General features: G+C 41.0%; 24 protein-coding genes. 19 read left to right on the forward strand and 5 right to left on the reverse strand.

The features are described 5' to 3' along the window. Positions 1-50: 50 nt before the first annotated feature. A complete protein-coding gene (locus tag AC1PJP_RS10645; protein ID WP_031947468.1) occupies positions 51-344 on the forward strand; it encodes a hypothetical protein in 294 nt (97 codons plus the stop codon). 173 nt (positions 345-517) lie between these two features. On the opposite strand, the gene AC1PJP_RS10650 is transcribed toward AC1PJP_RS10645, so the two are convergent. From AC1PJP_RS10650 to AC1PJP_RS10660, 3 genes are all read right to left on the reverse strand, one after another. Then, the gene (locus AC1PJP_RS10650; RefSeq protein ID WP_005302967.1) at positions 518-1801 is read right to left on the reverse strand and encodes a ribonucleotide-diphosphate reductase subunit beta; all 1284 of its coding nucleotides are present in this window, start codon (positions 1799-1801) and stop codon (positions 518-520) included. Positions 1802-1939: 138 nt separating this feature from the next. Next, positions 1940-2074: a preprotein translocase subunit YajC gene (locus tag AC1PJP_RS10655; protein WP_081399196.1), complete on the reverse strand. Its 135-nt coding sequence runs from the start codon at positions 2072-2074 to the stop codon at positions 1940-1942. Positions 2075-2128: 54 nt separating this feature from the next. Then, entirely contained in the window at positions 2129-4960 is a 2832-nt protein-coding gene (locus AC1PJP_RS10660; RefSeq protein WP_004794340.1) for a ribonucleoside-diphosphate reductase subunit alpha, read from the reverse strand. A gap of 353 nt (positions 4961-5313) precedes the next feature. On the opposite strand from AC1PJP_RS10660, the gene AC1PJP_RS10665 reads away from it, so the two are divergent. Genes AC1PJP_RS10665 through bfmS form a run of 3 tightly spaced genes read left to right on the forward strand, consistent with a single transcriptional unit; the run spans position 5314 to position 7891 of the window. Beyond that, positions 5314-5496, forward strand: a complete 183-nt coding sequence (locus AC1PJP_RS10665; RefSeq protein WP_034679197.1) for a hypothetical protein — start codon at positions 5314-5316, stop codon at positions 5494-5496. After that, positions 5493-6209, forward strand: a complete 717-nt coding sequence (bfmR, locus tag AC1PJP_RS10670; protein ID WP_003653488.1) for a response regulator transcription factor BfmR — start codon at positions 5493-5495, stop codon at positions 6207-6209. The genes AC1PJP_RS10665 and bfmR overlap by 4 nt, the downstream gene beginning before the upstream one ends. A gap of 32 nt (positions 6210-6241) precedes the next feature. Further along, entirely contained in the window at positions 6242-7891 is a 1650-nt protein-coding gene (bfmS, locus tag AC1PJP_RS10675; RefSeq protein WP_216070635.1) for a sensor histidine kinase BfmS, read from the forward strand. A 22-nt stretch (positions 7892-7913) separates the two neighbouring features. Here bfmS and AC1PJP_RS10680 read toward each other — a convergent pair whose 3' ends face one another. Both AC1PJP_RS10680 and AC1PJP_RS10685 read right to left on the reverse strand, forming a co-directional pair. Further along, positions 7914-8267 (reverse strand): hypothetical protein, encoded by a 354-nt coding sequence (locus tag AC1PJP_RS10680; RefSeq protein WP_002120022.1) that lies wholly within the window; start codon positions 8265-8267, stop codon positions 7914-7916. A gap of 91 nt (positions 8268-8358) precedes the next feature. Further along, positions 8359-9777 (reverse strand): sensor domain-containing diguanylate cyclase, encoded by a 1419-nt coding sequence (locus tag AC1PJP_RS10685; protein WP_005302972.1) that lies wholly within the window; start codon positions 9775-9777, stop codon positions 8359-8361. Positions 9778-10201: 424 nt separating this feature from the next. Between AC1PJP_RS10685 and ndhC the strand changes: the two genes are divergently transcribed. From ndhC to AC1PJP_RS10760, 15 genes are all read left to right on the forward strand, one after another. Further along, complete coding sequence (ndhC, locus tag AC1PJP_RS10690; RefSeq protein ID WP_003653481.1) at positions 10202-10753, forward strand: NADH-quinone oxidoreductase subunit A; 552 nt, start codon at positions 10202-10204, stop codon at positions 10751-10753. 6 nt (positions 10754-10759) lie between these two features. Further along, on the forward strand, positions 10760-11437 hold the full coding sequence (locus tag AC1PJP_RS10695) for a NuoB/complex I 20 kDa subunit family protein (RefSeq protein WP_002050353.1): 678 nt from the start codon (positions 10760-10762) through the stop codon (positions 11435-11437). 84 nt (positions 11438-11521) lie between these two features. Further along, positions 11522-13309, forward strand: coding sequence for an NADH-quinone oxidoreductase subunit C/D (gene nuoC / locus AC1PJP_RS10700; RefSeq protein WP_004794331.1), 1788 nt, complete (start codon positions 11522-11524; stop codon positions 13307-13309). 13 nt (positions 13310-13322) lie between these two features. After that, positions 13323-13832: an NADH-quinone oxidoreductase subunit NuoE gene (nuoE, locus tag AC1PJP_RS10705; protein WP_005302974.1), complete on the forward strand. Its 510-nt coding sequence runs from the start codon at positions 13323-13325 to the stop codon at positions 13830-13832. Then, positions 13829-15160: an NADH-quinone oxidoreductase subunit NuoF gene (gene nuoF / locus AC1PJP_RS10710; RefSeq protein ID WP_004794326.1), complete on the forward strand. Its 1332-nt coding sequence runs from the start codon at positions 13829-13831 to the stop codon at positions 15158-15160. The genes nuoE and nuoF overlap by 4 nt, the downstream gene beginning before the upstream one ends. An 11-nt stretch (positions 15161-15171) precedes the next feature. Then, the gene (nuoG, locus tag AC1PJP_RS10715) at positions 15172-17856 is read left to right on the forward strand and encodes an NADH-quinone oxidoreductase subunit NuoG (RefSeq protein WP_004794324.1); all 2685 of its coding nucleotides are present in this window, start codon (positions 15172-15174) and stop codon (positions 17854-17856) included. A gap of 3 nt (positions 17857-17859) precedes the next feature. Next, complete coding sequence (gene nuoH, locus AC1PJP_RS10720; protein WP_004703499.1) at positions 17860-18876, forward strand: NADH-quinone oxidoreductase subunit NuoH; 1017 nt, start codon at positions 17860-17862, stop codon at positions 18874-18876. Positions 18877-18894: 18 nt separating this feature from the next. Next, positions 18895-19437 (forward strand): NADH-quinone oxidoreductase subunit NuoI, encoded by a 543-nt coding sequence (gene nuoI / locus AC1PJP_RS10725; protein ID WP_013198843.1) that lies wholly within the window; start codon positions 18895-18897, stop codon positions 19435-19437. Beyond that, positions 19437-19955 carry an NADH-quinone oxidoreductase subunit J gene (gene nuoJ / locus AC1PJP_RS10730; RefSeq protein ID WP_014205902.1) on the forward strand — a complete coding sequence of 173 codons (519 nt, stop codon included), beginning with the start codon at positions 19437-19439 and terminating at the stop codon, positions 19953-19955. The genes nuoI and nuoJ overlap by 1 nt, the downstream gene beginning before the upstream one ends. Continuing rightward, entirely contained in the window at positions 19955-20263 is a 309-nt protein-coding gene (gene nuoK / locus AC1PJP_RS10735; RefSeq protein WP_003653467.1) for an NADH-quinone oxidoreductase subunit NuoK, read from the forward strand. Before nuoJ ends, nuoK begins: the two co-directional genes overlap by 1 nt. Further along, complete coding sequence (gene nuoL / locus AC1PJP_RS10740; RefSeq protein WP_004794316.1) at positions 20260-22149, forward strand: NADH-quinone oxidoreductase subunit L; 1890 nt, start codon at positions 20260-20262, stop codon at positions 22147-22149. Before nuoK ends, nuoL begins: the two co-directional genes overlap by 4 nt. A 1-nt stretch (position 22150) precedes the next feature. Continuing rightward, complete coding sequence (nuoM, locus tag AC1PJP_RS10745) at positions 22151-23749, forward strand: NADH-quinone oxidoreductase subunit M (protein WP_004794314.1); 1599 nt, start codon at positions 22151-22153, stop codon at positions 23747-23749. Between the two features lie 2 nt (positions 23750-23751). Continuing rightward, positions 23752-25248, forward strand: a complete 1497-nt coding sequence (gene nuoN, locus AC1PJP_RS10750; protein WP_004794312.1) for an NADH-quinone oxidoreductase subunit NuoN — start codon at positions 23752-23754, stop codon at positions 25246-25248. A 100-nt stretch (positions 25249-25348) separates the two neighbouring features. Next, positions 25349-25984 (forward strand): uracil phosphoribosyltransferase, encoded by a 636-nt coding sequence (upp, locus tag AC1PJP_RS10755; RefSeq protein ID WP_004794310.1) that lies wholly within the window; start codon positions 25349-25351, stop codon positions 25982-25984. 115 nt (positions 25985-26099) lie between these two features. Continuing rightward, positions 26100-26393 (forward strand): cold shock domain-containing protein, encoded by a 294-nt coding sequence (locus tag AC1PJP_RS10760; protein WP_004794308.1) that lies wholly within the window; start codon positions 26100-26102, stop codon positions 26391-26393. Positions 26394-26509 lie beyond the last annotated feature (116 nt).

The raw sequence follows: 26509 nt of genomic DNA on the forward strand, positions 1-26509 counted from the left end.
TTGTATTGTATAGCTATGTGGTTGATTTTTATGATCTGGTAAAATTAAATATGGATATGAATATTGATCTAGAGAAATGGAGGTGCTCTATATGTAATGGTTTTATTGTTGTTGATCATTCAAAAATTCAGAAAGAAGATTATGTGCAGTTTGTATATAGAAGAATAACTAATAATGATTCTTTTTATTTCATTTATAGAGTTGGCATGGTAGTAGACCGAAAAGAAAAATTATTAACTATTAAGTATAAGAGTAGGTTATATAAGGTGTTGGATAGTGGTACTTATCCTGTAAATGCTCCAGCTCTTATTGTCTATAATATGTTTTGGATTTGTGGTTGTTAGTGTCTAAATATTAAAAATGCTTATTTTGTCAGTTGAAATTAGTATAAATTTTAAAAATATATGTCGTTGATTTTGTTATTTATTTTATATATTGTATTTCTAATTTAATGAAATATGTCTTAAATAAAAAAACCGCTATAGATAGCGGTTTTTTATTTAGCAGATGCTTAAACTTACCAGCTTAACGCACCACCAGTTTGGTAGTCAGTTACGCGAGTTTCAAAGAAGTTCTTCTCTTTACGTAAGTCCATCATCTCAGACATCCATGCAAATGGATTCGTTACACCAGCAAATTGCTCTGGTAAACCTAACTGAGATAAACGGCGGTTACAGATGAATTTCAAATATTCTTCCATCATGCTTGCGTTCATACCCAATACACCACGTGGCATTGTGTCACGCGCATATTCGATTTCAAGCATTGTTCCTTCAACAATCATTTGAACCACTTCTTGTTGGAACTCAGCGCTCCAAAGGTGAGGGTTCTCAATCTTGATTTGGTTAATCATGTCGATACCAAAGTTCAAGTGCATAGACTCATCACGCAAGATGTATTGGAATTGCTCAGCAACTCCGTTCATCTTGTTACGACGACCCATACTCAAAATTTGAGTAAAGCCACAGTAGAAGAAGATCCCTTCAAGAACACAGTAGAATGCAATCAGGTTACGAAGTAAACGCTGGTCGTTTTCAGGTGTGCCTGTGTGGAAATTAGGGTCAGTTAAAGATTGAGTATATTTCAATCCCCATGCTGCTTTACGCGCAACAGATGGAACTTCACGGTACATGTTGAAGACTTCGCCTTCATCCATACCTAAAGATTCGATACAGTATTGGTAAGCGTGAGTGTGAATTGCTTCTTCAAATGCTTGACGCAAAATGTACTGACGGCATTCAGGGTTAGTAATGTGGCGGTAAATTGCCAATACTAAGTTGTTTGCAACCAAAGAGTCCGCAGTCGAGAAGAAACCTAAAGAACGCATAACAATCGTACGCTCATCTTCAGTTAAGCCGTTTTCAGACTTCCAAAGCGCGATGTCTAGGTTCATGTTTACTTCTTGCGGCATCCAGTGGTTTGCACACCCGTCAAGATACTTCTGCCAAGCCCATTCATATTTAAATGGAACAAGCTGGTTCAAGTCCGCACGACAGTTAATCATTGCTTTGTCGTCAACTTGAACACGTTGCGCGCCCATTTCTAGCTCTTCAAGGCCAGGGGCAACATCTAAGTGTTCTAAGGCTGCAGAGGCTCTAGCCACCGTATCGGAGGCAACTGTTGGTCGCACGGAATGGGTTCCAGCGGATTGTGGAGCTGCCACGCTCTGCGATGATGACTGCGCAGCAGATACATTCTGCGAATCAGACGTTTTTTCCGGTTGGATGGGCGCAGACTTGTGTTCAGGTGCAGCCGGTTTTTGCGAATCATCTTCAAAATCGTCCCAACTAAGGATAGACATTTTTGTTCTCTCTTCGTTGTGTATATCTATATTTGACATCTCTTAAACGAAGATGTCCCTACTATACGCTTTTAATGTGTAAACAAAATTAAGTTTTATTGATGCATGACTAAATTTTGGGCCTCTGGTCTCTACTCACTACAACTTATTTTGCTTACGCTGTTGCTTACGTATTGTGAAAAATGCGTAAATCAATGGTATATAAAAGAAAAGAAAGGCAAAGATTAAAACTCCAACACCAAGCATATAATTATGGCTGAGATGAAAAAGCATAATCTTTACCTCTTAAAATTGCTCTTTAGTGAAAAAGAGAAATTTCATTGAATGTTATTGGCAAGCTTCACAATCTGGGTTGTCGATTGAACAAGCCATTGGAACTGGAGCTGCTTGGGTAAAACCATCTTCTTCAACAGCTTCTGGTTTTTTCGCTTCTACAACAGGGGCAGCAACTGCCGCCGCTTCAACAGTCGCAGGTTTAACTGCGTTTAAAGCACCTGTGTTGATTGTAGATTTTTCAGCAGACGTTGCGCCTAAAGCTCGGAGGTAATAAGTCGTCTTAAGACCACGTAACCATGCCATCTTGTAAGTGATGTCAAGTTTCTTACCATTTGCACCAGAGATGTAAAGGTTAAGAGACTGAGCTTGATCAATCCACTTTTGACGGCGTGATGCAGCATCAACGATCCAACGTGTATCTACTTCAAACGCAGTAGCAAAGATTGCTTTTAATTCTTCAGGAATACGAGCAATTTTTTGTACTGAACCTTCAAAGTGTTTCAAGTCGTTAACCATTACTGTGTCCCAAAGACCACGATCTTTTAATGCACGAACGAGGTAAGGGTTAATTACAGTGAACTCACCAGACAAGTTAGATTTCACATATAAGTTCTGGAATGTTGGCTCAATAGACTGAGAAACACCACAAATGTTAGAGATGGTTGCAGTAGGTGCAATCGCCATCACGTTTGAGTTACGCATACCGTCTTTTTGAACTTTGGCACGTAAAGTGTCCCAGTCTAAACGTTGAGTACGGTCAACTTCGAACATGCGCTCTGGACGAGATTTCGCAACAATTTCTAAAGAGTCGATTGGAAGGATACCTTGATCCCACAATGAACCTTTGAATGTTGAGTAAGAACCACGTTCAACAGCCAAGTTGCTTGAAGTTTCAATCGCGTAGTAGCTAATTACTTCCATTGATTCATCAGCAAAATCAATAGCAGCGTCTGAACCGTAAGCGATGTTCATTTCATATAGAGCATCTTGGAAGCCCATGATACCCATACCCACTGGGCGGTGTTTCAAGTTCGAGTTTTTCGCTTGTGGTACAGCGTAGTAGTTAATGTCGATAACGTTATCGAGCATGCGTACTGCTGTTTTAATTGTGCGAGCTAACTTCTCACGGTCTAACACACCACCTTGAACGTGTTGTACAAGGTTGATTGAGCCCAAGTTACATACTGCAATTTCGTCTTGATTTGTATTCAAGGTAATTTCAGTACATAAGTTAGATGAGTGAACTACACCAACATGTTGTTGTGGTGAACGTAAGTTACATACATCTTTGAATGTAATCCAAGGGTGACCAGTTTCAAACAACATAGAAAGCATTTTGCGCCATAAGTCTTTAGCACGTACTTTCTTGTGTAGCATGTTGGTTTCTTTCGCTACAGACTCATAGTAAGCATAACGCTCAGCAAATTCAGCACCAGTTAAGTCGTGCAAGTCTGGAGTTTCAGAAGGGGTAAATAGTGTCCATTCACCATCTTCAAATACACGTTGCATAAACAAGTCTGGAACCCAGTTCGCAGTGTTCATGTCGTGTGTACGGCGACGGTCATCACCCGTGTTTTTACGAAGTTCTAAAAACTCTTCGATGTCTAAGTGCCAAGTTTCTAAGTATGCACACACGGCACCTTTACGCTTACCACCTTGGTTTACTGCAACAGCTGTATCGTTCGCAACTTTTAGGAATGGAACTACACCCTGAGACTTACCGTTTGTACCCTTAATGTAAGAGTTCAATGCACGTACAGGTGTCCAGTCATTCCCTAAACCACCAGCCCATTTAGAAAGCATAGCGTTGTCACGCATTGCGCCATAAATGTCGTAAAGGTCATCGCCAATTGTTGTTAAGTAACAACTAGAAAGCTGTGGACGTAATGTACCTGAGTTAAACAGGGTAGGCGTAGACGCCATGTAGTCGAAGCTAGACAATAAGTTATAGAACTCGATTGCACGTTCTTCTTTATCTTGCTCATTTAACGCAAGACCCATCGACACACGCATGAAGAATAATTGTGGTAATTCAAAGCGAACGCCGTTTGAGTGAATGAAGTAACGGTCAAATAAAGTCTGTAAACCTAAGTAGGTAAACTGATTAGAACGTTCTGGCTGAATTGCTGCTGCCAATTTCTCTAAATCGAAATCAAGCAAGTCTGGTGAAAGCAAGTCAAGCTCTACACCTTTTTTCAAAAAGGCTTCGAGTGCATTGTTTTCAGGCGTATCTGTAGGTAAGCCTAAGAATGCTAAACCTGTGCTCACTAATTCACTAGAAAGCAAACGTGCAGTTACGTAAGTATAGTTTGGTTCTTGTTCAATACGAGTACGTGTTGCCATCATCATTGTAGTGGCAATATCACTTTCTTTTACGCCGTTATATAAGTTCTTAACGGTTTCATCAACAATGGCCTGAACGTCAATACCTTCCAAACCTTCAGCTGCTTTCGCTACAGTTGCTTGCAATGCACTCAAATCAAGTGGCTGAAGCTGACCGTTAGCATCGGTAACTTGTAACGTAGGGTGGTGGTTTGAGTTCGTTTGCTGACGAGCAGTAGTACGTTGTTCACGGTAAATCACGTAAGCGCGAGCAACTTTCTGTTCTCCGGTACGCATTAAAGCAAGTTCAACCTGATCTTGAATTTCTTCAATATGGATTGTACCGCCTGATGGTAAACGACGAGTGAAAGTATTTAATACCATTTCCGTCAATTGGGTAATACGGTCATGAATACGGCTTGAATCCGAACTCTGTTGACCTTCCACAGCAAGAAAAGCTTTACCAATCGCAACAGAAATTTTCTCTGCATCAAATGCAGCAACATCTCCAGTGCGTTTGATCACCTGAATTTGACCGGGAGTCGAAGTAATTACGCTCATGCCAGCATAGCTCCATTGTCACTTTTGTTATGTTTATAGACCGTTTGAACCGAGCAAAAAGTATGCCACGATGTTTGAGGGATAAACACAAGACTTAGTAGTTAAAGTTTATTTTGAACACAAGATACGGGATTTTTCATAGCAGATCAATCTTGACTTTTTAGTAATTTTTTATCTGTATGATTTGATGGGAGATAGCATAGCAAAGCTATTAAAAAACGCTTATAGATAACTTTGTGGATAACTCAAAAAACAATCACTTAAATACAATTAATGTAGGAGAAGAAATAATTTGTTTAATATTCATACATTGGAAATATGAATAGAATATGAAATTTCATAACAATAACTAAATGTTAAAAACACGAGAAAATTCAAAGGTTAATAAAATGCAACAAAACACGGTTGTCATGTATCAGTTTGGTGAACGCCTACTTGTTTACAATGTAAACGTGTGTATATTGCAAATGATAAACGAATGTATCTGCAAGATTTTTAAGATGCATGTAATGAGATTTATAGGGGCAATGATATGAGCCAAGAAGAAAAGTTACCAAAGATTCTGATCGTTGAAGATGACGAGCGTTTAGCACGATTAACTCAAGAGTATTTAATCCGCAACGGCTTGGAAGTTGGTGTAGAAACTGATGGTAACCGTGCAATTCGTCGTATTATTAGTGAACAACCAGACCTAGTGGTCTTGGATGTCATGTTGCCGGGTGCCGATGGCTTAACTGTTTGCCGTGAAGTTCGTCCACATTATCATCAACCGATTTTGATGTTGACTGCACGTACAGAAGATATGGATCAGGTACTTGGTCTAGAAATGGGTGCAGACGACTATGTTGCTAAACCAGTTCAACCACGTGTGCTATTAGCGCGTATTCGTGCACTATTACGTCGCACAGATAAAACTGTAGAAGACGAAGTTGCACAGCGTATCGAATTTGATGACCTTGTAATTGATAATGGCGGCCGTTCTGTAACACTGCATGGTGAGCTTGTTGATTTCACTAGCGCAGAATATGACCTATTATGGTTGCTTGCATCAAATGCTGGTCGTATCTTATCGCGTGAAGATATCTTCGAACGTTTACGCGGTATTGAATACGATGGTCAGGACCGTTCAATCGATGTCCGTATCTCACGTATTCGTCCAAAAATTGGTGATGATCCTGAAAATCCAAAACGTATTAAAACAGTGCGTAGTAAAGGTTACTTGTTCGTTAAAGAAACCAATGGGTTATAAGATCTGAATAAACTTCCTATAAGGTTGGTCGAGTGTTTAAACACAGCATATTCCTGCGAATCTATGCGGGACTGGTAATTCTTGTTGTTTTGGTTGCCGTTTTTGGTTATTTGCTTGTACAAATTATCAATTATCAGCGTGCTCAAGAATACCGTGAATCTTTAACTGATGGTATTTCTTATGTCATTAGTGAGGGAGTCGCTCGACAACCGGGGAAGCAACAGAAAATAGACTGGGTTTCAGATGCATCAGATTTATTGGAACTTCCAATTTATTACACTGATGCGAGCAAGGTTGAGTTATCTCGTACTGAGAAAAAACGGATCGAAGCTCAAAAGTCTGTTGTCCGTTACGATGCCAGTAATAGTATCGCGTATATCATTATTGGTTTACGTGACGATCCTCAGCACTTTTTATCGATAAAAGTAGACAAAATTAGTGAGCGCCAAATGAAGGCTCTCCCTATTTTTGTACTTGATTATCTAATGTTTTATCCGGGGCAAGAACAAGAATATCTTGCCAAGATTCAAAAACATTTTTCATATCCAATTAATATCTACAATATTCAAGATATTAATCTAGACTCTGAGCAAATTGGTCGTTTACGCCAAGACCAAAGTGTCATGTTGTACAAAGATAGTGCAACAATGCGCGGAACAACCATTTCAATCGTATCTCCAATACCAAATCAGCCTACACGAGTTCTGGTTCTTGGACCGGTTCCAATGTTTAACTGGATGCCTTTACAGCTTTCTGCCGGAATTACCTTATTTAGCCTATTCTTACTGAGCTTAGGTGTTTATGGTCTTATCTTGCCGTTAGAACGTAAAATTCGCCAAGTACGTTATGCATTAAACCGCATGAAGTCAGGTGATCTGTCATTGCGTGTTCCTATTGAAGGAAGTGACGAAATGGCAAACTTGGCATCAAGTTATAACAATATGTCTGATCATATTCAGCGTTTAATTGAGGCTCAGCGTGAGTTGATGAGAGCTGTATCTCATGAACTTAGAACGCCGGTTGCACGTATACGCTTTGGTACAGAGATGTTGGCAGAGGAAGATGATTACAATCATCGTATGCATCAGGTCGATATGATTGATAAAGATATTGAGGCGCTTAATACCTTAATTGATGAAATCATGACTTATGCAAAGCTAGAGCAGGGTACACCTTCATTAGATTTTGCTGAAATTGCGCTATTTGATGTATTGGATCAGGTTGCGGTAGAAACTGAAGCTTTAAAAACGCAAAAAGAAATTGAGCTTGTTGCTCCTCCCGTTTATTTGAAAGTCGATGCGGAGCGCCGTTATTTACATCGGGTGGTTCAAAACTTGGTGGGTAATGCTGTTCGTTATTGTGATAACAAAGTTCGTATTACAGGTGGTATTCACAGCGATGGCATGGCCTTTGTTTGTGTTGAAGATGATGGCGCCGGAATTCCTGAGCAAGATCGTCAAAGAGTATTTGAAGCCTTTGCCCGTTTAGATGACAGCCGTACGCGTGCGTCGGGTGGTTATGGTTTAGGGTTGTCAATTGTAAGTCGTATTGCTTATTGGTTCGGTGGTGAGATTAAAGTAGATGAAAGTCCTACCTTAGGTGGAGCTCGCTTTATCATGACATGGCCGGCAAAACGCTTTAAACAACCTCCTTTGAAAACCAATAAAAAAGCACCTTCATAAAGGTGCTTTTTTATTGCATTACTTATAATTGAGTTGCATCTGGTTCCAAAATGGGTTTTCCGCTTCTTAAGCTGGTTAACGCATCGGAATTAAAGTCGATTAGTAATGAATTGTTTTTTGCATCAATCTGGTATTTTTGAATAAGAGGTTGATCTCCATTAAGCGTTTCTATTTTATATTCATCTGCAATATGCAAAATACCTTCTAGGTTTGTTGTCGTTGACGCAAAATCCTGTCTAAATATTTCATAGACATCTCGCAAGTCAAAAATTGCATTATTCGCATCTGGATGTTTGTGAATATAGCTTTCTATATGTCGCACAAGTAACTGAGCAAACAAGTAGTAGTTTGGTTTGTGCGTATATTCTAGAGTCATGCATTTTTCTCCTTATTATCTGTTATTAGCATACATGGCAAAACACAGGTTATTGTATAAAATTCATTACACTAGATGATTAAATGAAAACCTATAAAGATATAAAGACCCGATTACGCCCTTGACGTTTTGCTTGATATAAAGCGTCATCTGCTTCTTTAAATAAATTTTCAATTGCTCTATGTGATGAAGGGGAATATAAACTTATACCAATACTGACTTGTATGAAAATTGGTAATTTCCCATAAATGTAAATCGGTTGCTGACTAATTTTAATTCGTATTTGCTCTGCAAGGTCAAAGGCACTCTCTTTGGTGGTATCTGCAATGAAAATTGCAAATTCTTCACCGCCAAATCGTCCTAATAAATCATGAGGATGCAAAATATTTTGAATAGTGGTAACACAGGTTTGTAGGGCGCGATCACCTATTTGATGGCCGTAGTTATCATTAACTTGTTTGAAATGGTCTACATCCAACATGAAAAAAGCTGAGGTTTTATTTTCCTTGTGCACTTTTTCTTGAAGTAGTCTGACTGACTGTAAAAATTGGCGTCGAGTGAGACTTGAGGTTAACTCGTCATGCGCAATCGCGTGTTGAAGCTTTTGAATTAATTCTGAGTGTAAAACGCTAATACTGGAAACCGTAAGAGGGGCAATCGTCATCATGATTAACCCAATACGAATTGAAATCGTATTGCTGAAATAGTCATTCGGATAGAGTAAAAGATAATGTCCAGAAACATGATAAATAATGTAGGCACTGGTAAGACTTGTAATGAGTGCAACAACAATAGGTTTGTAGCGAATTGCACACCAAATCAGTGCAGCAATTGGGTAGAGTAGCGAACCGGGACCAGAATCATAATAGCTGGCTGCAATAGAAATGAGGACAGCCCCGAAAGGTAAAAGGTCGGTTACTTGTAAGCCGCGATTTCTTGAAAAATAATGTTTTACCTGACTATATTGAGGTAGGTTCAATATGATCGGTAAAAGAAGTAGAGCATTTTGCAATTCTGAAGTGAACCAGTAACCAAATTCATCCCACAAACCACCTAGCATAAATTTAGTATTAAACATAGGCACGAAAGTTGCTGCAAACAATGCGCCTGCTACGCTTCCTACTCCGCATAAAGCAAATAAAAAAAGGTAGGAATAACCTCGGTAGGCTGCTTTAATATGCTGATTAAAAAACATATAGAGTGCAAACGTAGTAACAACATAAAGAAAATTTGACGTTGTTAAAACGAGTGTAAGAGCAAATGGAGTGCCCTGAAGCAGATCGGCAACGACATAGCCGCTATAAGCACCTAAAAATGAGCTTAATCGACGTGTGCTTGGAAAGCGAATGAGTAAACCAAGCAAAACCGAGTTAGCAGGCCAGAAGAATGCGAGAAAGCTTAAAGGACGAGATGCGATGCCAATAAAACAACATACTGCAATAATAAAGCTAAACAGGAGAAAAATTTTTAAAGAGGAAAAAAATGAAAATTCACGAAGTGAGTATGGCATCAGCTGCCCTTAATGATAAATACTCTTATCCAAGAGTAATAAAATATTATGCATGACTAAACATTCATCATAATTCAGAGGAGAAGCTGAATACAATAAAAAACAAACTAATATTATAAAAAAGTAAGTTATTAAAACTTAATAGTCGATGAACTGTGTAAATATTCTAAAATTAAAAAATGAAAAAAATCATCATAAACAAAAAAACTATTAAATAAACCGATTATGTGCGGTGAAACCCCCCTTACAACCCATAGAAGAATAGTTTTGTTTAGAAAATCATCCGAAAGACTAAGACGCTTCAACTAGCATGCGAAATTAGAAATCAGGTACAATTGGCGGGATTAATTTTGTGTTTGGTGTATTTGAAGGCCAATACATACATTCTTTGTTAAATAATAGGCCTGCCAGGAGTTATCCCCGCATGAGTGCCATTACTCCATACGACTGGGCGATTATCGCCTTCGTGATCGGCGTTACATTTCTTTGCGTCTTTATGCTCACAGTTCCCTTACTCCTCGGGGGGAAATCGTGGGGGCGTGCTAAGCAAGAGCAGTTTGAATCGGGTGTCGTGAGTGCTGGTGGCGCTCGCATTCGCCTGTCTGCAAAGTTCTATTTAGTTGCAATTTTCTTTGTTGTCTTCGACTTAGAGGCACTTTACCTCTATGCATGGTCTACTTCTGTGCGTGAAGTAGGGTGGTTGGGATATACCACTGTCGTGATCTTTGTCGTTGATTTATTGATTGCGCTTGTTTATGCCTTCTCTGTAGGTGCTTTAAGTTGGTCACCAGCAGATCGCCGTAAATCAGCAGGTGAGGCGATTAAAATCGGTTCGCCAACAATGAACATTGCTGAAATTACACGCTTTAACTCTATTGAAGAGCTTGTAACTGACCCTACAGGCCAGATTCCAGCTCAATCATCAGGTCGTGTTAAGTCAAAAACTACACCTGCATTGTCATCTGAAAAGGAGTAAGTCGGGATGAAATATACTCTGACCCGCGCGAATCCGGATGCTGATCAATACCCATTGCAAGAACGTCAAATCGTGACAGATCCACTAGAAGAGGAAGTGAATAAAAACGTATTCATGACTCGTTTAGAGGATGTCTTGCATACAGCAGTAAACTGGGGGCGTAAAAACTCCTTGTGGCCATTTAACTTTGGTACCTCTTGTTGTTACGTTGAATATGCAACGACCTTAACAGGTGTGCATGACTTGTCACGTTTCGGCGCAGAGGTTATCCGTGCTTCACCTCGTCAAGCTGACTTGATGATTGTTGCAGGAACCTGTTTCGTAAAAATGGCACCAGTTATTCAGCGTCTATATGAACAGATGTTAGAGCCTAAATGGGTCATCTCGATGGGTGCTTGTGCAAACTCTGGAGGTATGTACGACATCTATTCAGTAGTTCAAGGTGTAGACAAAATTATTCCTGTTGACGTGTACGTCCCAGGTTGTCCGCCTCGTCCTGAAGCATTAATTCAAGCTTTAATGCTTTTACAAGACCAGATTCAATTAGAGCGACGCCCGCTTTCTGCCGTGATCGGTGATGATCTTCAGCCAGTGTATAAGCCAAAGATGATGCCAGAACGTGACCGTAAGAATGCGCAGCGTATTGCCGTTAAAAACTTACGCTCTATGGATGAGATTAAATAATTTTTTGACGGTGTTTTGACATATCTAACCGATATGTTCATCGAGAAAATTGACAGAATTTGTATTAAATAGGAAGCCAAGCCAATGGCTGAAACTGACATTGCTATGCCAGAGTCAACACCAGTTGATTCACGCCCAGCATTTGCAATCGTAGAAGAACTCAAAACCAAATTTGGTGAGAACTTTTACGTGCAGGCGACTTTTGAAGAGTTTCCAACAGTCTGGGTTGAGCGCGCACGCGTGCAAGAAGTCCTTATGTTCCTACGTAAAGTGGAACGTCCATATGTAATGCTGTTTGACTTGTCTGCGATGGATGAGCGTTTACGTGTTCATCGTGATGGTTTGCCAGCATCTGACTTCACTGTGTTCTATCATTTATTATCGCTTGAGCGTAATAGTGACATTCGTATCAAGGTTGCCTTGAACGAAAATGATCTTAACCTTCCGACAGCGACTAATATCTGGCCAAATGCCAACTGGTATGAACGTGAAGCTTACGATATGTTTGGTATCAATTTCGAAGGGCATCCAATGCTCCGTCGTATCTTGTTGCCAACGTATTGGGAAGGTCACCCGCTTCGTAAAGAATATTCAGCACGTGCGACGGAATATACGCCGTACATGCAAGACAAAGCGAAACAAGACTTTGAACAAGAGCACTTACGCTTTGTGCCAGAAGACTGGGGTCTTAAGCGTGGTAACGCTGACGAAGACTTTATGTTCCTGAACTTGGGTCCTAACCATCCATCTGCACATGGTGCGTTCCGTGTTGTATTACAGTTAGATGGCGAAGAAGTGAAGGACTGTGTTCCTGATATCGGTTATCACCACCGTGGTGTGGAAAAGATGGCTGAACGTCAAACATGGCATTCTTTCATTCCTTATACTGACCGTGTTGACTACTTAGGTGGTTGTGCTCAAAACATGCCGTATGTAATGGCTGTAGAGCAAATGGCTGGTATTAAAGTTCCTGAACGTGCGCAAGTGATTCGTGTCATGTTGAACGAATTGTTCCGTATTAATAACCACTTATTATTCTGTGGTACGGCAATTCAGGATGCCGGTGGTATGACACCAGTATTCTATATGTTCGCAGACCGTCAAAAAGTTTACGACATTGTTGAAGCAATCACGGGTTACCGTATGCATCCAGCATGGTTCCGTATTGGTGGTACAGCACACGATCTTCCAAACAACTGGCAAAAACTTGTTAAAGAATTGCTAGAGTGGATGCCTAAGCGCTTAAACGAATACTACACAGCGGCATTGAAAAACTCTGTGTTTATTGGTCGTACGCGTAACGTTGCACAATACGATGCCAAATCTGCACTCGCATGGGGTGTAACAGGTACTGGTTTACGTGCGACAGGTATTGATTTTGACGTTCGTAAATATCGTCCATACAGTGGCTATGAAAACTTCGATTTTGATGTGCCAGTTGAGTATGAAGGCGATGCATATGCACGTGTACTCGTTCACTTCCGTGAAATTACTGAGTCGTTAAAAATTATTCAACAGTGTTTGGATAACATGCCTTCTGGTCCATATAAAGCGGATCATCCATTGGCTGTTCCACCACCGAAAGATAAGACATTACAAGATATTGAAACCTTGATTACGCACTTCTTGAGCGTTTCATGGGGTCCTGTCATGCCAGCGGGCGAGTCATCATTTATGACTGAAGTGGTTAAAGGCGCAAGTACTTACTACTTGACTTCAGATAAAGCGACGATGAGTTATCGTACTCGTATTCGTACACCGACGTTTACTCACTTACAGCAAATGCCTTCAGTGATTAACGGAAGTTTAGTATCTGACTTAATCATTTATCTGGCGACCATTGACGTGGTTATGGCTGACGTGGATCGCTAAGAGGTAACACATAATGATGATTTTGACTGATAAAAAGCCACGTGTGAATGTTGAAGGAATTTTGACTGCGGAAGAAATTCACGATATCGAACATCACATTGGTCACTATCCATACCCTCGTGCAGCCTCTTTGGATGCATTGAAGTGTGTACAGCGCCGTAATGGTTGGGTAGATGACGCTCAAATGAATGCCATCGCACAGTTATTGTCGATGAGTGTTGCTGATTTGGAAGGTGTTGCAACATTTTACAACCGTATCTATCGCCATCCGGTAGGTCGTCACGTAATTTTGCTTTGTGACTCAATTGCTTGCTTCTTGATGGGTGCAGAAACACTTGCTGAAGCATTCCAGCGCGAACTAGGAATTCAGTATGGTCAGACGACACCAGATGGTCGTTTTACGCTGCTTCCAATTTGCTGCTTAGGCAACTGCGACAAAGGCCCAACTTTAATGATTGATGAAGATACTCACGGTTTAGTTGAAGTGACATCGGTCAAACAGTTATTGGAGAAGTATGTATGAATACTGAACCAAAACCAATTTATGGCGACGGTAATCCAGAAACTCATCCACTAACTTGGCGTTTAAGCAAACGTGACGAAGTTCGTGGTGCTGATGATTACGAAGCACTTGAAGGTTATGCTGGCTTTAAAAAAGCATTAGGCATGAAACCTGCTGAAGTGTTAGACGTGATTAAAGCTGCAACCGTAAAAGGTCGTGGTGGTGCGGGTTTCCCAGCGGGTATTAAATGGTCATTAATGGCACCAAATGATGGTGGTCCACGTTATTTGATCTGTAATGCCGATGAAATGGAACCGGGTACCTTTAAAGACCGTTTGTTGATGGAAAAACTTCCACATCAATTGATCGAAGGGATGTTGATTGCGGGTTATACCTTAGAGGCAACTCAAGGTTATATCTTTATCCGTGGTGAATACATCGAGGCGGCTCAATATCTAAATGAAGCGTTAGAACAGATTCGTGCTAAAGGTTATTTAGGCGAAAATATTTTAGGTTCTGGCTGGAATTTTGAGTTGCATGTACATACGGGTGCAGGGCGTTATATCTGTGGTGAAGAAACTGCATTGATTAACTCGCTTGAAGGTCGTCGTGCTAACCCTCGTACTAAGCCGCCGTTCCCGCAAGTTGCAGGAGCATGGGGCCGTCCAACAATTGTGAACAATGTTGAAACTTATAACAACTTGCCAGCAATTATGCTTCGTGGTCCAGAGTGGTATATCGGTTTATCAGCAGGTAAATCAAAAGACCCAGGCACTAAAATTTATGGTGCGTCAGGTAAAGTGAAATTCCCAGGTCTTTGGGAATTGCCATTTGGTACAACTGCACGTGAAGTGATTGAAGATCATGCTGGTGGTATGCGAGAAGGCTTAAAGCTTAAAGCATGGTTACCGGGCGGTGCTTCAACTGACTTTTTACCAGCAGATACCATTGATTTACCAATGGATGCAGACACGATTATGAAAGCAGGTTCTCGTTTGGGAACATGTTTATTGATGGTTGTAGATGAAACTCAATGCATGGTATCGCTCACTCGTAACTTAGAAGAGTTCTTTGCGCGTGAATCATGTGGTTTCTGTACACCATGTCGTGATGGTTTGCCATGGGCTGTTAAAGCGCTTAAAGCACTTGAAGCAGGCGAAGGTAAGAAAGAAGATATCGACCATTTACAAGAATTGACTCGTAAATTATGGATCGGTAAAACTTTCTGTGCCCACGCACCAGGTGCGATGGAGCCGCTTATGGGCGCACTCAAACATTTCCGTGGTGAGTTTGAAGCGAAAGTGACGACTCGTCCTGTCGTGCAAACCAGCAACGTAGAACAAGCTTAAGGAATTCGACTATGGCTACAATTCATGTCGATGGAAAATCGTATGAAGTCAACGGCTCGGAAAACTTGCTACAAGCATGTTTGAGTCTGGGCATCGACATCCCATATTTTTGTTGGCATCCATCCTTAGGTTCGGTTGGTTCTTGCCGTCAATGTGCTGTTACGCAATATGCGAATCCAGAAGATACGCGTGGTCGTTTGGTCATGTCTTGCATGACACCAGCATCTGACAATACCTATATCTCAATTGAAGACAAAGAAGCAACGGATTTCCGTGCCTCTATTGTTGAATTTTTGATGACGAATCACCCGCACGACTGTCCAGTCTGTGAAGAGGGTGGTCACTGTCATTTACAAGATATGACTGTAATGACGGGTCATGACCGTCGTCGTTATCGTTTCACAAAACGTACGCATTACAACCAAGAACTCGGCTCATTCATTGCGCATGAAATGAACCGTTGTATTGCTTGTTACCGTTGTGTTCGTTACTACAAAGATTATGCGGGCGGTACAGACTTTGGTGTGTATGCCAATGCATCTCGTGTTTACTTTGGTCGTCCAGAATCAGGTACTTTAGAATCTGAATTCTCGGGTAACTTGACTGAAGTATGTCCAACAGGTGTATTCACTGATAAGACTCATTCAGAGCGTTATAACCGTAAATGGGACATGCAGTATGCACCAAGCGTGTGTCAAGGTTGTTCTTCTGGTTGTAACATTTCTCCGGGTGAACGTTATGGTGAAATCCGTCGTGTAGAAAACCGTTTTAATGGTTCGGTTAACCAATACTTCCTTTGTGACAAAGGTCGTTTTGGCACAGGTTATGTAAACCGTGCAGACCGTCCACGTCAGCCTCAGTTCCGTAACGGTGAAACTGTTGCAACTGTTTCTGTTGATCAAGCTTTAGATCAAACGATTGCAAAACTTCAAGGCAAAAAAGTCTTGGGTATTGGTTCTCCACGCGCAAGCTTGGAATCGAACTACGCACTACGTGAGCTTGTAGGTCAGGCAAATTACTCAACTGGTGTTGCTCAAAAAGAACAAAAACTTGTTGAACTTGCTGCATCTATCATGCAAACCGAGGGTATTTACAACCCGAACATGCGTGAAATTGAAAGCTATGATGCTGTTCTGATTTTAGGTGAAGACCTGACTCAAACTGCTCCACGTATGGCATTGTCTGTTCGCCAAGCTGCGAAAAACAAAGCTCGCGAAATGGCTGCGAAAACACGTACTCCAGATTGGTTGGCTGAACCTGTACAACGTATTGGTCAAGAAGCAAAATCTCCGATCTATATCTTGGCTGCAACTCAAACTCGTCTTGCCGACGTTGCAACTGGTGAAGTTGTTGCTTCTCCAAATGATATTGCACGTTTAGGCTTTGCCGTAGCAGCAGCAGTGAAAGGTGATGTATTAATTGGTCTGGATGACGATGCAAAAGCATTCGCTCAAACTATTGCTGACACTTTAAAAACAGCAAACAAACCATTAATCATTGCGGGTACAAGTTTGCAAGATGCTTCTATTATGGAAGCTGCGGCTGAGTTGACTCAGAACTTAGGTTCTAAAGCTGGTTTAAGTCTTGTGGTTCCTGAAGTGAACTCTATGGGCTTGGCATTGTTTGGTGGCTTAAGCCTTGAACAAGCATTTGCTCAAGACTACGACACACTTGTTATTGTTGAAAATGACTTGTTCCGTCGTTTACCTGCTGCTCAAGTAAAAGCTGCACTAGATAAAGCTGAAACAGTAATCGTGCTTGATCACAGTGAAACTGAAACTGTGAAACAGGCTGATATCGTTCTTTCAGCAGCAAGCTTTGCAGAAGGTGACGGTACTGTTGTAAGCCAAGAAGGTCGTGCACAGCGCTTCTACCAAGTTTACGATCCAAGTTACTACAAGCCTGAATATGCAATTAAAGAATCATGGCGTTGGTTACATGCCATTGAAACTGGCATTAAAGGTAAGGCTGTAGATTGGACATTGCTTGATGATGTGATTGAAAGCATCGTGAAAAATGTACCAGTACTTGAAGCAATTCAAGATGTGGCACCTGATGCAGGTTACCGTGTACATGGTTTGAAAATTGCACGTGAACCACGTCGTTATTCAGGTCGTACAGCAATGCGTGCGCCGTTATCAGTTCATGAACCGAAACAGCCTACCGATCCAGATTCAGCATTAACATTCTCAATGGAAGGTTATGTTGGTCCACAAAAAGCATCATCATTAGTACCGTTTGCATGGGCTCCGGGCTGGAACTCTCCACAATCTTGGAACAAATACCAAGATGAAGTAGGTGGTCACTTAAAAGGCGGTGATTCAGGTGTTCGTTTATTCGATCGCTTGGCAAAACGCCCTGCGCGTAGCTATGTTGCTCCAGTGGCTGTAGTTGCAAACCCTGAAAGTTTCCGCTTAGTACCAATGCATCATATTTTTGGTTCTGGTGAATTCACTATTAAAACACCTGCAATGGAAACTCGTATTCCAGAAGCTATGTTTGCAGTGGGCGAACAAGATGCAACTCGTTTGAACCTTCAAGAAGGTCAACGCATTACTGTAAAAGCAGGCGAAACCAGTGTGAGCTTGCCTGTACAAGTAATTGAATATTTACCTACAGGTTATATTGGTTACCCAGTTGGTTTAGCACCAATGGTGTCACTAGCTGAGCCTGTTTCAGTGGCTTTAGGAGTGTAATTCATGAATCAAGAAATTATACGTCAAACGCCACTTTGGGCTGAGAACTGGCCAATCGCCTACGCTGTAGTTCAAGCAGTTGTGATTTTGCTTGTTGTTGTTTTAGTTGCAGCGTTGATGTCTTTTATTGAACGTCGTTTACTTGCTTGGTGGCAAGACCGATATGGTCCAAACCGTGTTGGTCCTGGTGGTATGTTCCAGATCGTTGCCGACATGCTTAAGATCATGTTCAAAGAAGACTGGACACCAAAATTTGCTGACAAACTTACATTCCGTTTAGCACCAGCTGTTGCAATGGCAACAGCGGTTCTTTCGTTCATGGTAATCCCGGTGAGTCCTTCACTGGGTGTTGCTGACATGAGTATCGGTTTGTTGTTCTTCATGGCAATGGCTGGTATTGCAGTCTATGCAGTATTGTTTGGTGGCTGGGCTTCAAATAACAAATACTCATTGCTTGGTGGTTTACGTTCGGCTGCTCAAACCATTTCTTATGAAGTGTTCTTGGGTATCTCATTAATGGGTGTGGTTGCAATTGCAGGCTCATTTAACCTTCGTGAAATTGTTGAAGCACAACGCGATGTTTGGTTCGTTATTCCACAATTCTTAGGTTTCTTGATTTTTGTGGTTGCTGGTGTTGCGGTAACTCACCGTCATCCATTTGACCAACCAGAAGCAGAACAAGAATTGGCTGAAGGTTACCATGTTGAATATGGTGGTATGAAATGGGGTATGTTCTTCGTTGCTGAATATGTCAACGTGGTACTTATTTCTGCATTGATCGTAACTTTATTCTTTGGTGGTTGGTTAGCACCATTCAATTTAGAAATTCCATTTGTTCCACCAGTATTCTGGTTTGTGATTAAAACAGCATTCTTTGTAATGATGTTTGTTTTGGCTCGTGGTTCTTTAATGCGTCCACGTTATGACCAAGTCATGAACTTTGGTTGGAAAATTTGTTTGCCATTGGCGTTGGTCAACTTGTTAGTGACTGGTGCTGTGATTCTGATGAATCAGGCCTAGGACAGCAGGGAGTACAAAATGTATAAATTTCTAGCTGGATTCGGATCGATTGTACGTTCGTTGTTTATGGTATTTACCCATGTAACGCGTAAACGTGACACGATTTTATATCCAGAAGTACCGGCTGAACAGATTGTGCCGCCACGCTTTCGTGGTCGTATTGTGTTGACGCGTGACCCAGATGGGGAAGAGCGTTGTGTGGCATGTAACCTATGTGCGGTTGCGTGTCCAGTTGGCTGTATCTCACTACAAAAAGCAGAAACAGAAGATGGACGTTGGTATCCGGAATTTTTCCGTATCAACTTTTCACGTTGTATTTTCTGCGGTATGTGTGAAGAAGCTTGTCCAACAACTGCAATTCAGCTCACACCAGACTTCGAGTTAGGCGAATACGTACGTCAAGACCTTGTTTATGAGAAAGAAAACTTACTCATTTCAGGTCCGGGAAAATACCCAGACTACAACTTCTACCGTGTAACGGGTATGGCGATTAACGGTAAAGAGAAAGGTCAAGCACAAAAAGAAAGTGCACCAATCGATGTACGGAGTCTATTACCATGATGTGGCCGTTTTATTTGATGGCACTCGTGGCCATCGTTTCTACGGTTCGTGTAGTGACTAACACGAACCCTGTACACGCTTTACTTAGTCTAATCGTTTCATTGCTTGCTGTTGCTGGTATTTTCATGATCGTGGGGGCGCCTTTTGCAGGTGCTCTTGAAATCATCGTCTATGCTGGAGCAATTATGGTTCTGTTTGTATTCGTTGTGATGATGCTTAACTTAGGTCAACACACCGTTGAACAAGAACGTAAATGGCTTTCTTCAGATGCTTGGGCATATCCAGCACTCATGAGTTTCTTACTCGGCTTGCTTTTAGTTTGGATGCTTGGTGGTGAATACACTACTATTTCAGCACCGCTTGGGGCACAAGTGATTGGACCAAAAGTCGTTGGTCAAGCACTCTTTACTCACTATTTATTATTGGTTGAAGTTGCCGCGATGTTATTGCTAGCAGCCCTTGTTGCAGCATACCACTTAGGTAAACGTGAACCAGGTGCAGAAGAGGAAAAAGAATAATGGGCCAGATTCCTTTAGAACATGGTTTGATTGTTGCAACCATCCTTTTTGCACTCGGTTTTTACGGTGTAATGGTGCGACGCAACCTATTATTTATGTTAATGAGCCTTGAGGTCATGATGAATGCTGCTGCATTGGCATTTGTTCTTGCGGGTAGCGTATGGGCACAACCAGATGGACAAGTGATGTTCATTCTGATTTTGACCCTTGCAGCAGCAGAGGCATGTATCGGTCTTGCGATTGTCCTTCAGTTCTATCATCGCTTCCATCATTTGGATGTGGATGCTGCTAGTGAGATGCGCGGATGAGTTATTTATATCTAACAGTATTATTTCCGCTAATCGGTTTCATTTTGTTGGCGGCGGGACGAGACAAACTCTCTGAAAATGTTGCAGCAATTATTGGTGTAGGTTCTGTAGGTTTATCTGCATTATTTGCATTGATTGCTGGAATGGCATTTACCACAAGTGGTCAGCAAGTTTTTGTTCAAAATCTGTGGACATGGTTCAATGTTGGTGGTTTTGCACCAGGCATTAGCTTACATTTAGATGGCTTATCTTTACTCATGATGGGCATGGTGACAGGTGTTGGTTTCTTAATCCATATCTTTGCATCATGGTACATGCGCGGTGAAGAAGGTTATGCGCGTTTCTTCTCTTATTTCAACCTGTTTGTTGCCAGCATGCTTGTGCTTGTATTGGGCGACAACTTAGCGTTGTTATTCTTAGGTTGGGAAGGCGTAGGTCTTTGCTCTTATTTGCTTATCGGTTTCTATTATGCAAACCCTGCAAATGGTTGGGCTGCGATCAAAGCATTTACAGTTACCCGCGTAGGTGACGTATTCTTACTTATCGCTTTATTCTTGCTTTACCAACAATTTGGTACGCTGAATACTCAGTACATCGTTGAACACGCAGCAGAAGTAATGACGAAGAGTTCGTCTCTTACGATCTGGACTGCATTAATGTTGTTCTTGGGTGCTGCTGGTAAATCTGCGCAAATTCCATTGCAAACATGGTTGGCAGATGCAATGGCAGGTCCAACACCTGTTTCTGCATTAATCCATGCTGCAACAATGGTAACGGCTGGTGTGTACTTATGTTGCCGTCTATTCAGCGTATTTGAACTTGCTCCTGAAGTGATGCAATTCATTTCAGTAACTGGCGCGGTAACTTTATTAGTTGCAGGTTTTGCTGCACTCGTTCAAACAGACATCAAACGTATCTTGGCTTACTCAACAATGAGTCAGTTGGGTTATATGTTTATGGCTGTAGGTGCGGAAGCTTATCAAGCTGGCTTGTTCCACATGTTGGCTCACGCATTCTTTAAGGCATTATTATTCTTGTCTTCTGGTGCGGTGATTTTGGCTTACCACCACGAGCAAAACATCTTCAAAATGGGTGGCTTGTTCAAACGTAACAAATTCCTATTTGCTTGTTTCGCGATTGGTGGCGGTGCATTAGCAGCGATTCCATTCTTGACCATTGGCTTCTTCTCTAAAGATGCGATTCTTGGTGAAGTTTGGGTACAAGGTCAATCAGTTGCTCTATATCACACCTTATATTGGGTGGGTGTAGCAGGTGCATTCCTGACTTCAATCTATACATTCCGTTTAATCTGGGTTGTATTCTTTGGTCAAGAAAATACGCCTTACCATGAAATTAAAGGTGCAACTTACTGGGCTCCATTGGGCATTTTAGCTGTACTGTCTACTTTTGTTGGTGCCGTATTAAAAGCACCTGTAGCCGGTATTCTTAATACTGCAAAAATTCCTGAATTCCATGTGGCTGAACAATTTGTTGAAGGCATGCATGGGGCAGAGCATTTAGCAGTAGGAATTGCGCTAGTTGGTCTAGTTGTTGGTATAGCATTATTTACATTTGCTTATGGTGCAGTGAAATCATTCGCTCAAACAAGTTTGGGTTCAGGTTTGGCACATATTTGCCGTACCGCTTTTGGTTTTGATGCATTGTATGACATCGTTTTTGTTAAACCTTATTTATTCTTCGCCAAAATCTTTGGCCGTGACCCGATTGACAGTTTGTGGTTAGTTCTTCCTGCCCTTGTTAAAGGCGGAAACAGTTTTACAAGCTCACGTCAAACCGGTTCATTGCGTGAATACGCATCAAGTATGTCACTCGGTGTAGTGGTGTTATTGATGATCTTGATCGTTATTCAGGTAGTGGGGAAATAAAATGGAAAACAATTTAATTTTACCCGCGCTGATCCTTGTTCCGTTCATTGCTGGTTTTATTTGTTGGTTAGTCGATAAGCTCGACAAAACCTTGCCACGCTGGATTGCCTTAATTGGTATGCTCATTACTTTGGGCCTAGGTCTTGCACTTTGGCAAAATGGAACTTATAGCTATGAGATGGGTTCAAAGATCCCAACTTGGTCTGCTGAGTTCTATTTACCGTGGATTCAATCACTCGGTATCGGCATTCACTTAGCTGTGGATGGCTTATCTTTACTCATGGTGTTATTAACAGCGTTACTTGGTGTACTTGCTGTTGGTTGTTCATGGGGCGAAATTCAAAAGAACGTTGGTTTCTTCCACTTAAACCTTTTATGGAGTTTAGGTGGCGTTATCGGTGTATTCTTAGCGATTGACCTGTTCTTGTTCTTCTTCTTCTGGGAGATGATGCTTGTACCAATCTACTTCCTGATTGCGTTATGGGGTCATAAAGGTTCAAACGGTCGTTCACGTGTTTACGCAGCTACTAAGTTCTTCCTTTATACACAAATCGCTGGTTTAGTGATGTTAATCGGTATCCTTGGTCTTGTAGTTTATGGCTACATGATGACAGGTATGATCGGTTTCGATTACAACTATTTATTAGCTGTAGCTAATCACTTACCGCCTGGCTTAGCGTACGGTTTCATGATCTGTTTCTTTATCGGTTTTGCGGTGAAGTTACCAGTGTTCCCATTACACGGTTGGTTACCAGATGCGCACGCTCAAGCACCTACAGCAGGTTCTGTAGACTTAGCGGGTATCTTGATTAAAACAGCTGCGTATGGCTTGCTTCGTTTCGTTATTCCATTCTTCCCGACAGCTTCTGCTCAGTTTGCAGACATTGCGATTATTTTCGGTTTGATTGGTATTTTCTACGGTGCATGGTGTGCTTACCAGCAAACTGACATGAAACGTTTACTTGCGTACACGTCGATTTCACACATGGGTTTTATTTTACTTGCGATCTACGCAGGTAACATTTTGACCTTCCAAGGTCTAATGATCATGATGTTGGCACATGGTTTGTCATCAGCTGCATTGTTCATTATGTCTGGTCAAATCTACGAACGTTTACATACACGTGACTTGCGTTTAATGGGTGGTCTTCGTGGCCAGCTTCAGTACTTGCCATTTTTCTTGATGTTCTTCGTTGCTGCTCTTGTTGGTGTGCCAGGTTTAGGTAACTTTATTGGTGAATTCCTGATTTTGATGGGTTCATTTAATAAATATCCTGTATTCACGATTCTTGCTTCTATCAGCCTTGTATTTGCAGGCTTATACGGCTTGATTTTGATTCACCGCGCTTTGTTTGGTGAACCAAATCCTGAACAAAAGCAACACTACACTAGTCCACTAAAAGACTTATCTGCTCGTGAAGTTGGTATTTTGATGATTTGTGCGATTGGTCTCGTTTGGCTTGGTATCTACCCACAAACATTCTTGGATGTATCTCATTCAAGCATGCAGTGGTTCGTCAATAGTTATGTGCCAGTTCAAGAAGTCGTTGACACTGTTCAGCAAACAGCTACTCAACTTGACCATGTGGAGATCCAATAATCATGAACTTCACAGTATCATTCGCTACGCTTATGCCTTTAGCTCCGGTGATGATTGTTGCTTTAACAACAATCGTCGTCATGCTGTTAATTTCAATTAAGCGTAATCATAATTTAATCGCAACAGCTTCTGTTGTTGGTTTAAACCTCGCTGCACTTTATATTTTATTTGCAGTATTTGGCGGTAAGTTTGTACCGGCAAATGTGATGGGCATGTTTATGGTTGATCCATTTACCATGTTCTATCAATTTATGATTTTGATTGCGGCGTTGGCTTGTTGTACTTTGTCTCACGCTTACATCGAAACCTATAAAGATAACCGCGAAGAACTCTATCTTTTGTTACTTGCTTCAGTAGCAGGTGCAATGTTGATGGTTGCAAGTTCTCACTATGCATCGTTCTTCATTAGCCTTGAGTTAATGTCGATCCCTGTATACGGCTTACTTGCTTATACTTATCAACGTAGTAGTTCACTTGAAGCTGGTATTAAATATCTTGTACTTTCAGCAACAGCTTCTGCAATGTTGTTGATGGGTATGGCATATATCTATGCATATACTGGTTCACTTTCATTCTATGATTCTGTACAGGCTTTATTTGGCGCAATTAAACAGCCAATGGTGTTATTAGGTTTAGCACTCATTATCTTTGCTGTTGCGTTTAAATTATCGCTTGCGCCGTTCCATAAATGGACACCAGATGTATATGCAGGTGCACCAGCGCCAATGGCAACTTTCTTAGCGACTGCTGCTAAAGTTGCAACCATTGGTTTATTCGTGCGCTATATGCTTGCTTCAGGCGCAATTATGGTGGATTCGTTAGTCACTATTTTGACAATCATTGCAGTATTGTCGATTTTAGTTGGTAACTTACTCGCTGTTCGTCAAGTTAACTTAAAACGTATTCTCGGTTATTCATCTATTGCTCATTTTGGTTATTTGTTAATTGCTTTAATTAGCATGACTTATGCGAGCTTGGGTAGTGTAACTGTATATGTGGTGTCTTACGTATTAACAACTATCGGTGCTTTTGGTGCTGTAGCGTTAATGTCTAGCCCATATAACAACGTAGATGAAGCACAAAGTCTTGCAGACTACCGTGGTTTGTTCTGGCGTCGTCCAGTACTTACAGCAACTTTAACAGTCATGATGTTATCTTTGGCTGGTATCCCATTAACAGCAGGCTTCATTGGTAAGTTCTTGGTTGTAATGGCTGCTGTAACAACTCAGCACTGGTTCTTAGCTGCAATGATTATTGTGGGTAGTGGTATTGGTTTGTACTATTACTTACGTGTGATGGTTGTAATGTACATGACACCACCAGAAACTCCTCGTATTGATGCAGATGCTCATTGGGGTCAAAAAGTAGGTGGTTTAATGGTATTAGCTGCTGCTGCATTAGTTATTATTTTGGGTGTTTACCCAGATCCAATGATTAATTTAGCATTAAAAGCAGAAATTTTATCTCCATTACATTTCATGCTTTCACAACAACACTAATTCTAGTGTACAAAAAAGCCTCCAAATCTGGAGGCTTTTTTTTATTGAGCATTAAAAAAAGATTATAATAAATACGTTTTTATATTTTTAGGTAACATCTGTGGCCATTCAAGAAATTCGTCACCCACTTATTCGTCATAAATTAGGTTTGTTGCGTCGTTCTGATATCAGTACTAAGAATTTCCGTGAGCTTGCTCAGGAAGTGACTATGTTGTTGACGTATGAAGCAACAAAAGATTTACCAGTGGTGGATTGTGAAATTGCTGGATGGGCTGGAACTGTTACTACACAGCGTATTGCTGGTAAAAAAATAACGATTGTACCGATTTTACGTGCAGGAATTGGTATGCTGGATGGTGTACTTAATCTGATTCCAAGTGCAAAAGTAAGTGTTTTAGGTCTTGAGCGTAATGAAGAAACACTAGAAGTTCGTACTTATTATAAAAAACTAGTTCCAGATGTCGCTAATCGTCTTGCAATGATTATCGACCCAATGTTGGCAACAGGTAATTCATTAGTTGCTGCCATTGATGTATTAAAGGCGAGTGGCTGTAAAGATATACGTGTTATGGTATTAGTTGCTGCTCCAGAAGGTGTTGCTAAAGTTGAAGCAGCTCATCCAGATGTACAGATTTATACAGCATCTATTGATAATGGCTTAAATGAACAAGGTTATATTGTTCCTGGCTTAGGTGATGCGGGCGATAAAATTTTTGGTAGTGTCCAAAAAGACTAATTTTGAAATAACGATAAAAGAGACTTAATCAAACCGTAAAGTTTTGAGTGCGGATTGAAAGTCTCTTTTTAATTTTCTGCTGTAACGACAGTATTGAAAAAGTAAGGTAAAGATCATGAAGCAAGAATTTTATACCGGAAAAGTTAAACAATATGATCCTGATAAGGGATTTGGCTTTATTTCGACTACTGAAGGAGATATTTTCTTTCATATTTCTGATTTCCCTGCATCCGAAGGTGAGCCAAAAAGAAATGAAAAAGTGAGATTTCTTGCGGCAGATAATCAGGGGAAATTTAAGGCTATCAAGATCGAGCGTATTGATCCTAATCCGGCTAAAACAAAGAAGAATAAAATCGCTGATCATAATAAAGCGATTACGTCAGAGTTGTTATCACATTTTCGTCGTTAATAGAGATTCTCAATCTTTAAGGCTAGCTTATTGTCGAGTTTAGCCGTGACAGACAGAGATGATTATTGATAACGTTTCGAACAAGTAAGTAATACAAAATTAAGGGAGGTGGTAGC

The organism is Acinetobacter sp. V116_7 (assembly GCF_056735735.1).

Bases quoted from the DNA above. Each gene is read 5' to 3' on its own strand.
- nuoK (WP_003653467.1), top strand. From the start codon at position 19,955: ATGGGCCAGATTCCTTTAGAACATGGTTTGATTGTTGCAACCATCCTT.
- AC1PJP_RS10655 (WP_081399196.1), bottom strand. From the start codon at position 2,074: ATGCTTTTTCATCTCAGCCATAATTATATGCTTGGTGTTGGAGTTTTA.
- AC1PJP_RS10645 (WP_031947468.1), top strand. From the start codon at position 51: ATGGATATGAATATTGATCTAGAGAAATGGAGGTGCTCTATATGTAAT.
- nuoN (WP_004794312.1), top strand. From the start codon at position 23,752: ATGAACTTCACAGTATCATTCGCTACGCTTATGCCTTTAGCTCCGGTG.
- AC1PJP_RS10660 (WP_004794340.1), bottom strand. From the start codon at position 4,960: ATGAGCGTAATTACTTCGACTCCCGGTCAAATTCAGGTGATCAAACGC.
- nuoI (WP_013198843.1), top strand. From the start codon at position 18,895: ATGTATAAATTTCTAGCTGGATTCGGATCGATTGTACGTTCGTTGTTT.
- AC1PJP_RS10680 (WP_002120022.1), bottom strand. From the start codon at position 8,267: ATGACTCTAGAATATACGCACAAACCAAACTACTACTTGTTTGCTCAG.
- bfmR (WP_003653488.1), top strand. From the start codon at position 5,493: ATGAGCCAAGAAGAAAAGTTACCAAAGATTCTGATCGTTGAAGATGAC.
- AC1PJP_RS10760 (WP_004794308.1), top strand. From the start codon at position 26,100: ATGAAGCAAGAATTTTATACCGGAAAAGTTAAACAATATGATCCTGAT.
- nuoJ (WP_014205902.1), top strand. From the start codon at position 19,437: ATGTGGCCGTTTTATTTGATGGCACTCGTGGCCATCGTTTCTACGGTT.
- nuoM (WP_004794314.1), top strand. From the start codon at position 22,151: ATGGAAAACAATTTAATTTTACCCGCGCTGATCCTTGTTCCGTTCATT.
- nuoC (WP_004794331.1), top strand. From the start codon at position 11,522: ATGGCTGAAACTGACATTGCTATGCCAGAGTCAACACCAGTTGATTCA.
- AC1PJP_RS10665 (WP_034679197.1), top strand. From the start codon at position 5,314: ATGTTAAAAACACGAGAAAATTCAAAGGTTAATAAAATGCAACAAAAC.
- AC1PJP_RS10685 (WP_005302972.1), bottom strand. From the start codon at position 9,777: ATGCCATACTCACTTCGTGAATTTTCATTTTTTTCCTCTTTAAAAATT.
- nuoH (WP_004703499.1), top strand. From the start codon at position 17,860: ATGAATCAAGAAATTATACGTCAAACGCCACTTTGGGCTGAGAACTGG.
- ndhC (WP_003653481.1), top strand. From the start codon at position 10,202: ATGAGTGCCATTACTCCATACGACTGGGCGATTATCGCCTTCGTGATC.
- AC1PJP_RS10650 (WP_005302967.1), bottom strand. From the start codon at position 1,801: ATGTCTATCCTTAGTTGGGACGATTTTGAAGATGATTCGCAAAAACCG.
- nuoF (WP_004794326.1), top strand. From the start codon at position 13,829: ATGAATACTGAACCAAAACCAATTTATGGCGACGGTAATCCAGAAACT.
- nuoG (WP_004794324.1), top strand. From the start codon at position 15,172: ATGGCTACAATTCATGTCGATGGAAAATCGTATGAAGTCAACGGCTCG.
- AC1PJP_RS10695 (WP_002050353.1), top strand. From the start codon at position 10,760: ATGAAATATACTCTGACCCGCGCGAATCCGGATGCTGATCAATACCCA.
- nuoL (WP_004794316.1), top strand. From the start codon at position 20,260: ATGAGTTATTTATATCTAACAGTATTATTTCCGCTAATCGGTTTCATT.
- nuoE (WP_005302974.1), top strand. From the start codon at position 13,323: ATGATGATTTTGACTGATAAAAAGCCACGTGTGAATGTTGAAGGAATT.